The organism is Kocuria sp. KRD140 (assembly GCF_017168375.1).
GTDB classification, from domain to species: domain Bacteria; phylum Actinomycetota; class Actinomycetes; order Actinomycetales; family Micrococcaceae; genus Kocuria; species Kocuria marina.
In genome coordinates this window covers 519,922-532,424 of record NZ_JABFAW010000009.1, presented here as the reverse complement: position 1 = coordinate 532,424, position 12,503 = coordinate 519,922, and the positions used below count along the sequence as shown (strand labels likewise).

13 protein-coding genes and 1 tRNA gene are annotated in these 12,503 nt (G+C 69.1%); 4 read left to right on the top strand and 10 right to left on the bottom strand.

Features of this window, described 5'->3' with window-relative positions:
• From J1M36_RS11130 to mca, 3 genes are all read right to left on the bottom strand, one after another.
• On the bottom strand, window positions 1-653 hold a 653-nt coding region (locus J1M36_RS11130), incomplete at its 3' end, for a thioredoxin domain-containing protein (protein WP_206479619.1).
• Between the two features lie 58 nt (window positions 654-711).
• Complete coding sequence (locus J1M36_RS12905; RefSeq protein WP_241247069.1) at window positions 712-1,080, bottom strand: hypothetical protein; 369 nt, start codon at window positions 1,078-1,080, stop codon at window positions 712-714.
• Window positions 1,077-1,994, bottom strand: a complete 918-nt coding sequence (mca, locus tag J1M36_RS11120) for a mycothiol conjugate amidase Mca (RefSeq protein ID WP_206479617.1) — start codon at window positions 1,992-1,994, stop codon at window positions 1,077-1,079. The genes J1M36_RS12905 and mca overlap by 4 nt, the downstream gene beginning before the upstream one ends.
• 160 nt (window positions 1,995-2,154) lie before the next feature.
• Between mca and J1M36_RS11115 the strand changes: the two genes are divergently transcribed.
• The 3 genes from J1M36_RS11115 (at window position 2,155) to J1M36_RS11105 (ending at window position 3,799) form a co-directional block, all read left to right on the top strand.
• Entirely contained in the window at window positions 2,155-2,655 is a 501-nt protein-coding gene (locus tag J1M36_RS11115) for a DUF4307 domain-containing protein (RefSeq protein WP_064846195.1), read from the top strand.
• 260 nt (window positions 2,656-2,915) lie between these two features.
• Window positions 2,916-3,413, top strand: coding sequence for a transcription elongation factor GreA (greA, locus tag J1M36_RS11110; RefSeq protein ID WP_085106982.1), 498 nt, complete (start codon window positions 2,916-2,918; stop codon window positions 3,411-3,413).
• A gap of 170 nt (window positions 3,414-3,583) precedes the next feature.
• Window positions 3,584-3,799: a hypothetical protein gene (locus J1M36_RS11105; protein ID WP_064846168.1), complete on the top strand. Its 216-nt coding sequence runs from the start codon at window positions 3,584-3,586 to the stop codon at window positions 3,797-3,799.
• Window positions 3,800-3,829: 30 nt separating this feature from the next.
• On the opposite strand, the gene ilvA is transcribed toward J1M36_RS11105, so the two are convergent.
• Window positions 3,830-5,077, bottom strand: coding sequence for a threonine ammonia-lyase (gene ilvA / locus J1M36_RS11100; protein WP_064846167.1), 1,248 nt, complete (start codon window positions 5,075-5,077; stop codon window positions 3,830-3,832).
• Between the two features lie 150 nt (window positions 5,078-5,227).
• Complete coding sequence (locus J1M36_RS11095; RefSeq protein WP_206479608.1) at window positions 5,228-6,652, bottom strand: AI-2E family transporter; 1,425 nt, start codon at window positions 6,650-6,652, stop codon at window positions 5,228-5,230.
• Window positions 6,653-6,724: 72 nt separating this feature from the next.
• On the opposite strand from J1M36_RS11095, the gene J1M36_RS11090 reads away from it, so the two are divergent.
• Complete coding sequence (locus J1M36_RS11090; protein WP_231885537.1) at window positions 6,725-7,327, top strand: hypothetical protein; 603 nt, start codon at window positions 6,725-6,727, stop codon at window positions 7,325-7,327.
• Window positions 7,328-7,432: 105 nt separating this feature from the next.
• Here J1M36_RS11090 and J1M36_RS11085 read toward each other — a convergent pair whose 3' ends face one another.
• From J1M36_RS11085 to J1M36_RS11065, 5 genes are all read right to left on the bottom strand, one after another.
• Window positions 7,433-8,236 (bottom strand): Bax inhibitor-1/YccA family protein, encoded by an 804-nt coding sequence (locus J1M36_RS11085; protein WP_035963708.1) that lies wholly within the window; start codon window positions 8,234-8,236, stop codon window positions 7,433-7,435.
• 112 nt (window positions 8,237-8,348) lie between these two features.
• A tRNA-Leu gene (locus tag J1M36_RS11080) sits at window positions 8,349-8,422 on the bottom strand.
• A 60-nt stretch (window positions 8,423-8,482) separates the two neighbouring features.
• The gene (locus J1M36_RS11075) at window positions 8,483-9,868 is read right to left on the bottom strand and encodes an NAD(P)/FAD-dependent oxidoreductase (RefSeq protein WP_064846165.1); all 1,386 of its coding nucleotides are present in this window, start codon (window positions 9,866-9,868) and stop codon (window positions 8,483-8,485) included.
• A 10-nt stretch (window positions 9,869-9,878) separates the two neighbouring features.
• Window positions 9,879-11,252, bottom strand: a complete 1,374-nt coding sequence (locus tag J1M36_RS11070; RefSeq protein ID WP_241247068.1) for a S8 family serine peptidase — start codon at window positions 11,250-11,252, stop codon at window positions 9,879-9,881.
• A 221-nt stretch (window positions 11,253-11,473) separates the two neighbouring features.
• A complete protein-coding gene (locus J1M36_RS11065) occupies window positions 11,474-12,424 on the bottom strand; it encodes a Ppx/GppA phosphatase family protein (RefSeq protein WP_064847164.1) in 951 nt (316 codons plus the stop codon).
• Between the last annotated feature and the right edge of the window lie 79 nt (window positions 12,425-12,503).

Below are 12,503 nucleotides of genomic sequence, written 5' to 3'. Positions count from 1 at the left end.
GTTCCGAAGCCCTCATGGGCGGCGTCCCGGGCGACCTCGAGGCCGTCGAGCCAAGCTCCCGTGAGTTGTTCCGCGGCGTCCTCGGCGGCCTCGCCACCCTCCACGCGCACGACCGACGGACCCGCGTCGGCGAGCATCCGGTCCACGAGTTCGGGGTGGCGGGACAGCGCATCGTAGACCTGTTCGGCCCCGCGCAACACCTCGTCACGGCGCTCGGTCCAGGCCTCGGCGACGGCCCGCAGGACCTGCATGAAGGACGGCCGCCCCTGCACGGGACGCGGCGGGTAGTAGGTCCCGGCATGGAACACCCTGCCCCGCGGGGTCAGGAACGCGGTCATGGGCCAGCCGCCCTGACCAGTGAGCAGCTGGGTGGCCGCCATGTAGATCGAGTCCACGTCCGGGCGTTGTTCGCGGTCCACTTTGATCGCCACGAAATGTTCGTTGAGGTAGCGCCCCACCTCCGGGTCCTCGAAGGACTCGTGGGCCATCACATGGCACCAGTGGCACGCAGCATAGCCCACGGACAGCAGGACGGGCACCTCCCGCGCGTGGGCCTCCTCGAAGGCCTCGGGGCAGAACTCCCACCAGTCCACGGGGTTCTCCGCGTGCTGCAGCAGGTAGGGACTCGTGGAGTTGCTGTCTCTTCTACACATCTAAAAAAAAAAAAGGGCGCCCGTCGGAGTCTGGCGCGGGGCGGGGTGCCCGTGGCAGTCAGTCGCGGGGCGGACCGTCCCGGCGGTCACCCGCGCGAGGCGGGCGGGCGACATCGCCCTCGCTCGACCCACCGGTGCGGGACGTGCGCGACGGCGACGCCGCGGCATCGTCCGCGTAGCCACCCACGTGATCCTCCGCGGCGCGCTGCTCGGCGTACTGGGCGCGGTAGCGCAGTCGCCGGTTACGGCGGTTGAAGTCCATCACGAGCAGGACCACGGCGGCGGCCAGCAGGAACGTCATGAGGAAGCCCACGAGGCCCGGCGAGACCTGGCTGGGGTCCAACCCCGGGCGCAGGGTGTTCTCCGGACTCGGGGCCGGCGTCGCGGCGGTCAGGACGGTCAGCAGCGTGGACACGGGAAGGCTCATTTCCGGGGGGTCGAGGCGGCGTCGATGACGCCCGCGAACAGATCCGTCTCGGGCAGGGAGGTCTCCACGCGGGACTCCGCGAGCGTGTAGTCCTCCCACGGCCACACTTCGGCCTGGGTCTCGGCGGAGACCGCGAAGAACAGGCCCTTGGGGTCCACCTGGGTCCGGTGGCTGCTCAGGGCCGCGTCCCGGACGGTGAACTGGTGCGCGCACTCGATCTTGGTGGTGGTCTCGTGGCGCGGCATGGGCGGGCGGTGACCCTCCGGGTCCGACTCCTGGATCGCGGCGATGCGCTGGGCGTACGGGGACTGCAGTCCGCGGGCCTCGAGGGCCTCGTGCAGTGCGATGAACCGCTCCACGTTGAACGCGCGGTCGTAATACAGCTTGGACGGGGTCCACGGCTCACCCGTTTCGGGGTACGCCTGCGGGTCCCCCGCGCGCTGGTATGCCTCCATGGCCACGTTGTGGGTCTGGATGTGGTCCGGGTGCGGGTAACCGCCGTTCTCGTCGTAGCTCAGGATCACGTGCGGGCGGAACTCACGCACCAGCTGTACCACGGGGGCCGCGGCGCGTTCGAGCGGTTGCAGGGCGAAGCACCCCCACGGCAGCGGGGGCAGCGGGTCCCCCTCGGGCAGACCGGAGTCCGTGAACCCGATCCACCGGTGCTCCACGCCCAGGGCCTTCGCGGCCGCGGCCATCTCGTGACGACGCAGCCCGGGCAGGTCACGCTCGGCCCAGACGTCCCCCTCCATCTCGGCGTTGAGGATCGAGCCGCGCTCGCCACCGGTGCACGTGGCCACCATGACGCGCGCGCCCAGCTGGGCGTAATGTGCCATGGTCGCGGCACCCTTGCTGGACTCGTCGTCCGGGTGGGCGTGGATGGCCAACAATCGAAGCTGTGAATAATCCGTCACCGAACGGATGCCTCCAAGACGTCATCGCGGGAAAAATGCAATCCCCGGTATCTTACGCCGCGCGTGCTGCCGGAGCTGTCGTGCCCATCACGGCTGCCGCGCACCGCACGGCGACCGGCCTCCCAGAAACCACACACGCGCGCTGGGTACAGTGGTCGCCATGAGTTCTGCGACGCCCCGGCCTACCTCCCGGCCGGAGACGGGCGCCACTGCCCCTGGCACCTCCGCGACCCAGCGGGCGCTCGCACAGCGCTACGGGACCGGACACCGCGCCGTCGCCCGTTCCCCCCGCCGCGGGCCCAGCACCCGTGGCTGGATGCTGATCGCGGCCGCGGCCACGCTGGTGGCGGCGCTGTTCGTGGTGTGGATCGTGTGGGGCAACTCCCAGCGGCCCGTGTTCAAGGACGTGAGCTTCCAGATCACGGACTCGGGGCACGTGTACGCGGACTTCGACCTCACCAAGGACCCCGACCAGACCGTCACGTGCGCGGTGGAGGCCCTCAACGAGCAGTATGCCGTGGTGGGTTGGACCGAGGTCACGATCGGCCAATTGCCGGACGACCAACTCAACGGCCGCACGAGCACCCACCGGGTGCCCCTGCGCACCACGAACCTGGCCACGACGGCGGGGGTCGACTCGTGCTGGGAGAGTGCTGGCTGAGCCTCCCGCGGTGGTCGGGTAATTCCTGACTGACCATCCGCGCAGCTTCGGACCGGCCACATCCGTGACGGGAACCATGACGTCGGATTGCATGACCCACCGCACCCCCGCACGCGCTTTGGGCCGCGGGCGCGGACTCCACTAGACTGGACGGAGATCACATCCCCGACCCGGACGCGCTGGGCCACTCGGCTCGCCCCGGGGCGGGGTTTTTCTACACGTGTCCGTCAGGGCGACGGACACCAGAGAACGGAGGCACCGTGGCTACTAATGAGGGAGCCTGGCTCACCCAGGAAGCCTACGACCGGCTCAAGAAGGAGCTTGACCACATCTCCGGGCCGTACCGCCAGGAGATCGTGGACCGGATCGAACAGGCGCGTTCCGAGGGTGACCTCAAGGAGAACGGCGGCTACCACGCTGCACGCGAGGAGCAGGGCAAGAACGAGGGCCGGATCGCCCAGTTGACCCAGCTGCTCGAGAACGCCCAGGTGGGCGAGGCCCCCGCGGACGACGGCGTGATCGAGGCCGGCATGGTCGTGACCGCGGAGATCGCGGGCGACGAGATGACCTTCCTCATGGGTTCCCGCGAGGTCGCCGAAGACCTCACCGGCGGTTCGGACCTCGAGGTCTTCTCCGAGCGCTCTCCCATGGGTGCCGCGATCAACGGCCACAAGGTCGGTGACACCGTGAGCTACAAGGCCCCGAACGGCAAGGACATCACGGTGAAGATCCTGAAGGCCAAGCCCTTCAGCCGCTGATCGACCCCGGTTCATCACGAAGGCCACCTCGCACGTGCGAGGTGGTCTTCGTCGTGCGCGACCCGATGCGGCCCAGGAGTCTTACGCGGCTCGACACGGTCCATGAGTCGCCCGGGTGTGGCCCGTAGGATCGAAGCACGCCCCGTCGAGCCTCGCTAGGAGTTTCCCCCGTGGTCACACACTGGAACCGGACCCCCAACTCGTGGACGGTCCCGCTGATCATCCTCACCGCGCTGCTGGGGATCGCCGCGATCGTCGTGCACTTCCTGGGTCAGGACGACCCCGCACTGAACGCGACCGGCGGCCTGCGCAACATCCTGTGGTTCGCCACCTTCGTGGCCGCGTTCGTCACGTACTTCACGGCCCGGCGCGGACGACGCCGCTGACGCACGCGCACCGCGCGGGTCACCTCCCGCTCAGTGCACCACCACGGGTCGGTAGCCGTGGGACTCCAGGGCGTCGATCACGTGATCGCAGTGCCCGTGGCCCTTGGTCTCCATGTCAATCGTGATGGACACGTCCCCCATGGACAACGAGCCCCCGATCCGGGTGTGATTCACCCCGGTCACATTGGCGTCCATGTCCGCGATGATCTGTGAGATCTGGGCGAGCTCACCGGGGCGGTCCGTGAGCATCATCTTGATGGTCATGTAGCGCCCCGCCGCGGAGAGACCCCGCTGGATCACCTTGAGCATCAGCATGGGATCGATATTGCCGCCCGAGAGCAGCACGACAGTGGTCCCCAGATCCGGGTACTCACGCTTGAGCGCCCCCTCGAGGATCGCCGCCACACCCACGGCACCCGCGGGTTCCACGACCATCTTGTTGCGCTCGAGCATGAAGATCAGCGCCTGGGCGAGCGAGTCCTCGGAGACCGTGACGACGTCGTCCGCGAGGTGGCGGATCACGTTGAACGGCAACTGTCCGGGCCGGCCCACGGCGATGCCGTCCGCGATGGTGGAGACCTTGGACAGCGTGACGATCGCGTCCCCGGCGAGCGAGGGCGGGTAGGCCGCGGCGTTCTCCGCCTGCACCCCGATGACCCGGATGTCCTTGCCCTGCTCCTGTGCCTTGGCCTTCAGCGCCACGGACACTCCCGCGAGCAGCCCTCCCCCGCCCACACCGGCGATGACGGTGTCCACGGTGGGCAGCTGGTCGAGGATCTCGAGACCCAGGGTGCCCTGGCCGGCGATGATGTCCGGGTGGTCGAAGGGGTGGACGAACACCGCGCCGGTCTCGTCTGCGTAGCGCTGGGCCTCTGCGAGCGCCTGGTCCACGTTCGACCCATGCAGCACGACCTCCGCACCGTGGTCCTGAGTGGCCGCGATCTTGGGCAGGGCCGCTCCGCGGGGCATGTAGATCCGCGCCGTGATCCCGAGTTTCGCCGCCGCGAGCGCCACGCCCTGCGCGTGGTTGCCGGCCGACGCCGCCACGACTCCCCGTCGCTTCTCCTCGTCGGAGAGCTGGGCCATGCGCACGTACGCGCCGCGGACCTTGAACGACCCGGCGCGCTGGAGGTTCTCGCACTTGAGGTAGACCTCGGAGCCGAGCATGCGGGACAGCGCCCGGGAGTGCGCGAGCGGCGTCGTCTCGATCACCCCGTCGAGCAGCTGCGCGGCGTGGCGGACGTCGGCCACCGAGACGGGCAAATCAGTGAGGCCCACAGAGAACTTCTTTCGTGGTAGTCGGCCGTTGCGGCTCGTTCGAAACGCGCGAACCCGGGGTGGATCACGACCTCGAGGCTCGGCGCGGACACACAGAACGCGGCGTCCGGGGTGAGGACGCCGCGTTCCATGGTATTACGCCGTGCGGGACTAGACGTTCCGGGAGTCCCCCGAACCCACCTCGTCCGCCTCGATGGACGCGTTGTGCTTGGTTTCCTTCTTGTGCTTCTCCTCGCGCTTCTTCTCCGCGTTCTGGCGCTCACGATGGCGCTTGCCGCGGAAACGCTGCAGCTGGGCCATGACCTGTTCGCGCGTGAGGTCCTGCTTCTTGGCTGCCTTCTTGATCTCCCACGGGTACATGAAGGGCTGCCACGCGATCTCCTCGTCCCGCTCCCAGGCGCGGCTGCCGAGGTAGCGGATGATCGTGTTGAGCATGGCCATCAGGGGCACGGCGAACAGCGCACCGGCGATCCCGAAGAGCACGCTACCGGCGGCCACCGCCAAGAACACGGCCACGGGGTGCAGGGCCACGGCCTTGCCCATCACGAGCGGCTGCAGGACGTTGGACTCGACCTGCTGGACGAGCAGCACCACACCGAGCATGGCGAGCGCGATACCGGGCCCGATCGCCACGAGGGCCACCAGGACGGCCACCGCACCGGTCACCACGGCACCCACGATGGGGATGAAGGACGCCAGGAACACCAACACACCGATCGGCAGCGCCAGCGGCACACCCAGCAGGAACGCACCAAGCCCGATACCCACGGCGTCCACGAACGCCACGAACACCTGGATGCGCACGTACTGCGCGAGCGAGATCCAGCCCTTGCGCCCGGCACCGTTCACGGCGGGGCGGGCGCGGCGGGGGAACAGTTTGACAAGGAACAGCCAAATGTTCTCGCCGTCCATGAGGAAGAACAGCAGGACGAACAGCATGATGATCGTGCCCGTGACGATGTTGGTCGCCGTGGAGCCGAAGGTCATCGCGCCGGAGAGGATGGCGTCCGAGTTGCGCTGCAGCGTGGCCCCGATGTCCGAGAGCCACTGGTTGATGTTGTCCGTGGAGATGTTGAGGGGGCTGTCCTCCAGCATTCCGATCAACTGCTGGAAACCGGCCACCGCGCTGTCGGAGAGCTGTGCGAAACCGGCGATCATCTGCTGACCCGCGAGCACCAACAGGCCCAGAACCCCCAGGATCAGTCCGAGCTCCACGGTGATCGCGGCCAGCGCGGACGGGAAGTGCTTGGAGCGCAGCCAGCGGACGGCCGGCGAGAGCAACCCCGCGAGCAGCGCGGCCAACAGCACCGGGATGAACACGGTGGTCACGTGGCTCAGCAGCCACCCCACCACACCCACACCGGCGATGATGAGCAAGATCCGCCACGACCACGCGGCCGCGATCCGGACCGGGGTCGTGACCATGGTCTGCGCGTCAGGGGCGTTGGGCCCCGTGGAGGGGGGCGACGCGCCGTCGTGCTGGGTGACGAGTTCGGAGGATGTGTCGGACTGGAGACGTTTGACCACGGGGTTCGGGGATGAGCCCGCGTGGGACGTCGTAACACTGGATGGCATGCCCTTATCATGACACCATCGCGCAACGTGCTGATACCGGCGTGCGGGGCCGAGGGTGACAAAATGGGCGTCATGTCCACCACACTGCTGCGCGTCCTGTCCCAACGCCGCCCCGCGAGCGTCCTGACACAGGAGGCCCCGCGGCGTGAGGAGCTCGAGGCCGTCCTGCGGGCCGCCGCCGGCGCCAAGTACGACGAGCGCCCCACGGGTTGGCGCGTGGTCGCGACGAGCGGGCAGGCCGCGTCCCTGCTGGCCGCGGCCATGGCGGGCCTCACGTCCGTCCCCGCCCTCTCGGGCCCCGTCCCCCGGTTGAAGGGTCGCAAGATCCGGGTCCTGGCCGCGTATCGCGGGAGCCTGCAGTGGGCGTCCCGGGGCGGGGTGGCCCTGGCCATCATCTTCCGCCACCACCCGGAACTGCCGCAGTCCAAGAAGGACCAGCGCGGGGACGTGTACGCCGCCCGCGGGATCCTCGAAGCCGCGTTCTACGCGCAGGGATGGGCCACCGTCTGGTCCCATCGCGAGCCCTACGACCGGGACGTGGTGCGCGAGTTCTACGGTCTGGACGAGCACGAGGAGATCCTGGGCTGGCTGTTCGTGGGACGAGCCGCGAGCAATAACATCCCCGCCCGCGCGATCAACCTGCCCCCGCGCGAACTCGAGATCCGCTACATGTGAACGATCCCCACAACGCGAGAAGCGGCGACCCACTGGGCCGCCGCTTCTCATTCCGGCGTACGTCACCGGGCCCTGAGGGCCCCGAGCGACGCGCGGGGATGGGAGTCAGTCGCTCATGGAGCGGATGATCGAGAGCACGCGCAGGATCTCCACGTAGGCCCAGATCAGGGTCACGGTCAGCCCGAACGCCGCGGACCATGCCGCCTTCTTGGGAATACCGCGCTTGACGCCGTCGCTGATGTTCTCGAAGTCGAGCACGAAGCTGTAGACGGCCAGCAGGATGGCGATCGCGCCCACGAACAGCCCCAGCGGGATGCCGAAGATCGTGGCGTCGTAGCGCATGTTGTAGCCGCCCAGCAGGCTCGTGCCCAGGTTCACCAGGGCGAACAGGGCGTAGGCCAGCAGTGCGACCATAAAGAACTTGGTCACGCGCGGGGAGGAGCGCAGCACGCCCACCTTGTAGAGCACCAGCACGGAGACGAACACCGCCAGGGTGCCGATCACCGCCTGGACCACGATGCCCGGGTAGGCGCCCTCGAACATGCGGGAGATGCCACCCAGGAACAGGCCCTCGGCGAGCGCGTAGAGCGTGATCAACAGCGGGCTGGGCTCACGCTTGAACGCGTTGACCAGACCCAGCACGAGACCCACAATGGCGCCCGGCAGCGCGAGCACCGGGGCGACCCAACCCACCACGGCCGTGACGATTACGCAACCGAGCACGAGCGAGGTGCGCATGACGACGTCGTCGTAGCTCATGCGTCCGGTGCGGTCCGGACCCGCGGCGGGCGCGTTGTAGAGGTTCTCCAGGTTCTCGGGTGAGTAACGGGGGTCGCGGGAGATATCCGGGGTGGTCGCGGTGCCGTTCTTCTTGTTGAAGTCGCGTAGCAGTGGGTTTCCGCCGGCCATGGGACGTCCTTTCGAGGCGTGGGCGAGCTGTTCTTTCAGCCTAACATTGACGCGTCACAGGAACCTGGGAGTTTGTGCTGAGCGAACAGGGCCCCCGCGGGTGCGGAATCGGTGCCCCCACTGGGACTCGAACCCAGACTGAGCGGATTTTAAGTCCGCTGCCTCTGCCGATTGGGCTATGGGGGCGTGACCGAGCCGGTGAGTCCGCGCGGGTGCGCGGGCCCACCGGCTCGGTGCGATGGAGTGTTACAGGCTCGCCTTCTCGGCCGGGACGTCCGCGCCCGCGGCCTTCTGGAAGGCGCGGCGGGGGTCCCGCAGGTGACGCAGCGGGGTGGTGTCACGGCCGAAGAGCAGGTTCACGCCCCACTCCGTGAACACCCGCACCTTGCGCTCCACCGTGGGGATCGCGTACCCGTGGTAGAGGCGGTGCATGGCCCACGCCGGCAGACCGCCGAGGTCGATGCCGCGGATGGTGGCGGCACCCTTGTACAGACCCAGACCCGCCACGGACCCGAGGTTCTCGTGATAGTAGTCCTCGAGCGGCTCGCCCTTGTGCGCGGCCATGATGTTCTTGGCCATGGTCGCGGCCTGACGCACGGCGTGCTGCGCGTTGGGGACGCAGAACCCGCCGGGGCCGGCGCCCGTGAGATCCGGGACGGCGGCGATGTCACCGGCGGCCCAGGCACCCTCGAAGGGCCCGTCGTCGCCGGTCACGCGCAGGTCCGCGCCCACGCGCACGCGTCCGCGGTCGTCGATGGGCAGGTCGCTGTTCTTGGCGAAGGACGCAGCCTGCACGCCGGCCGTCCAGATCAGGGTGTCCGTGGCCATCTCGCCGGCCGGGGACTTGTCCTGCATGTTGATGAGCTTGACCAGGTCACCGTCCACCTCGGACAGGGACGTGTTCAGCAGCACCTCGATGCCGCGGGCGCGCATCTCGGCCACGACCTTCTCGGCACGATCCTCGGAGACCTCGGGCATGATCCGGCCCATGGCCTCGACCAGCACGAAGCGCAGGTCCGAGACCTTCAGGAGGTCGTTGCGCTGCACGGCCGAACGCGCCATGTCCTCGAGCTCGGCGATGGTCTCGGAACCGGCGTAGCCGCCGCCCACCACGATGAAGGTCAGCGCCTTGCGCTTCTCGTCCTCGTCGTTGGTGAGGGAAGCCACCTCGATGCGCTCGAGCACCCAGTTGCGCACGGACACGGCCTCTTCGATGGTCTTCATGCCGATGGCCTTGTCCGCGAGCCCCGGGATGGGGAACGTGCGGGTGTTGGAACCGCCGGCGAGCACGATCTCGTCGTACGTGAGCTCGAACTCGGGGCCCTCGTCGATGCCGTGGACGGTGACCGTACGGTTGGCATGGTCGATGCTCTCCACGCGGCCGGTGATCAACTCGCAGTCGGCCAGGTGCTGACGGTGCGGGATCACGGCGGAGCGCGCCTCGATGTTGCCGGCCGAGACCTCGGGCAGGAACGGGAGGTAGGTCATGTACGGGTTGGGGTCCACCACCGTGACCACGCCGCCGGACTCCTTAATGCGGGTCTGCAGCTTCTGCGCCAGTGTGAAACCGACGTAACCGCCACCCACGATGAGAAGGCGCGGACGGTCCTTAGCAAGTTGATTGAAAGCCATACCCGAAAGTTTACTCACCGTGGCACGGTTTTGCCGACGCGGTGTCAGCGGTCCGGTGAGCTGATCGTGAAATCAGCGCGAGAGCCTGCGGATGTGCAGGACCGCGGCTACGGTGAGGCCCGCGACGATCACCCCGAAGCTGACGAGGATCACCACGGGTAGCGCGCCGGTCTCGTTGAGGGGTGCCTGCGCCACGGGTGGGGTGGCCTCCCCGGTCACCTGCCGCGTGTGTGGGTGTCTGCGAGGGCGGGCGGTTCTGCGCAATCCATTGCCGCACGCTGCCCAGGGGATTGGTGTCGGAGATCCGGACGTCGTCCTCTACGGCCGCGCGCACATCCAGGATCCCATACCCGTAGAGCGGGTCCTTGCCCTGCGCTCCCGCGTCGTGCGCGGTGTCCACGATCCGCTGGGCGATCCCAGCGGCCGTGAGGTCGGGGTGCTTCTGCTTGATCAGCGCCGCTGTCCCGGCCACGAGGGGCACAGTGGCGGAGGTCCCGGACCACCGGGCGTAGCCGTCCCCTGGGATCGCACCCACCATCTCCTCGCTGGGCCCGGCCACCGCGATCGAGATGCCCTGGGAGGACGAGTCCCAACTCGCCGTGCGCGACCGGTCCACGCCGCCCACGGACAGCACCCCCGGAATCGTGGCGGGCGCCCCCACCTGGTTCAGCCCCGAGCCCCGGTTGCCCGCCGCCGCGACCACGAGCACACCCTTCTCCTCCGCGTACGCGAACGCCGAGTCCCACGCGGGGGGCCACCCCGTGGCGTTCGAGCCCAGGGACATGTTGATCACGTCCGCGCCGTGGTCCACGGCCCACCGCACGGCGTCCGGGATCTGTTCGTCGATGTCGCGGGCGCCGGGGTGCTCGCTGCCGACCCACAGGGACACGGGCAGGATCTCGGCCTCCGGGGCCACGCCGATGATGCCCCGGGTCCCGCCCGGACCGTCCTGGTTCGCGGGTCCGTGACCGCGTCCCGCCGCGAGTGAGGCCACCAGCGTCCCGTGTTCGGGTTCCGCGCCCAGACCATCCTGGCCGTTGGCCTTGCCCACGCCCGAGACGTCCGTGCCCTCACCAACTGCGTCCTTGAGATCCTGGTGGGAGCCGTCCACGCCGGTGTCGATCACGGCGATCTTCACGCCCTTGCCGGTCGCGGACTTCCACGCGTCCCGCACGCCGTAGTCGTCCAGCCAGTACTCCTCCTGGCGCACGTCCACCGTCTCCACGGGCACCTTGTCGCCCGGGGGCGGTGCGATGGGGGTCTCTACGGGTACCGACGGCGCGGGCATGGGTTCCACGGCGAGCGCCGGGGCGGCACCTGCTCCGCCGACCAGCAGGCCCACCGCGGCGAGTGACAGCGCGCCGCGTGTTCTCAGCCGTCCCATGACCCCTCTTGCTTTCCCGCGCTGCACGCGCGTTCCCGACCGCTCCCGGCGGCCGACGTTCCGGCCCCCCGCCCGGCGTCACGACGACGTCGCCCGCTGACCCGTCCGCTCCGGCTCGCTTCCGCTCCGGGCCCGTCCACACCGGGTGCCGGCGCGGGCGTCCGCTCCCCCGCGCGCCCGCGGGTGGTGTGCCGGGGTGCAACGGCGACCGGCCCGTGATCTCAGGCCGCGAGGGACAGGGCGATTCCGTCCAAAATATCGTGTTCGCTCGCGGTCACGGTGCTGACGCGCCCGTTGGTCGCGTCCGAGACACGTTCGATGATCCGGCGCCACACGAGCGCACCCGCCCCGATGACGTCCACGCGACCCTCGTGCATGAACCCCAGCTCGGCGCGTTCCTCCCGCGTCATCCCGGTGAGCTCCCGGCACGCGCGGATAACGACGTCGCTGTCCAGGACGCTGCCGTTGATCCGGTCCTCGTCGTAGCGGCTCAGGCCCATGGCCATGGCACTGACCGTGGTGACCGTCCCGGCGACACCCACGAGCCGGGTGGTCAGTTCGAGCGGTACGGTGCGTGCCACGGTGTCCATGGCCTCGTCCACGTCCCGCAGCACGAGGCGTTGCTGTTCCTCGGTGGGCGGGTTGGACCCCAGGTGGCGTTCGGTCATGCGCACGCACCCCACGTCCACGCTGCGGGCGGCGATCACGTGATCCGGAGACCCCAGGACGCACTCTGTGGAACCGCCGCCCAGGTCCACCACGAGCACGCGGTCCTCCGGGGTCAGTCCCGCGGCCGCGTTGAGGGCGCCGCGGAAGGACAACGCCGCTTCCTCGTCACCGCTCACGACCTCCGGGGTCACCCCCAGGCGGGACCTGATCCCGTCCACGAAGACCTGCCGGTTGCCGGCGTCGCGCGTGGCGGACGTGGCCACGAACCGGACGGCGTCCACCTTGTGCTTGGTGATGAGCCGGGCGTACTCCTCGGCGGCGGCGAAGGTCCGCGCGAGGGCGGCCTCGGCGAGCCAGCCGGTGGCGTCCACACCCTGGCCCAGGCGCACGATGCGCATCTCGCGCACCCTGTCCTTGAGCTCGAGGTGACCGTCCTTGTCCTTCACGTCCGCGATGAGCAGACGGATGGAGTTCGTACCGCAGTCGATGGCCGCAACGCGCATGGGTGATGGATCCTCGGTTCGGTGGGAGCGTGCCGGTTGACCGGCCCGGCACCAATTTACCCGCGTCGCGGGGCACTTC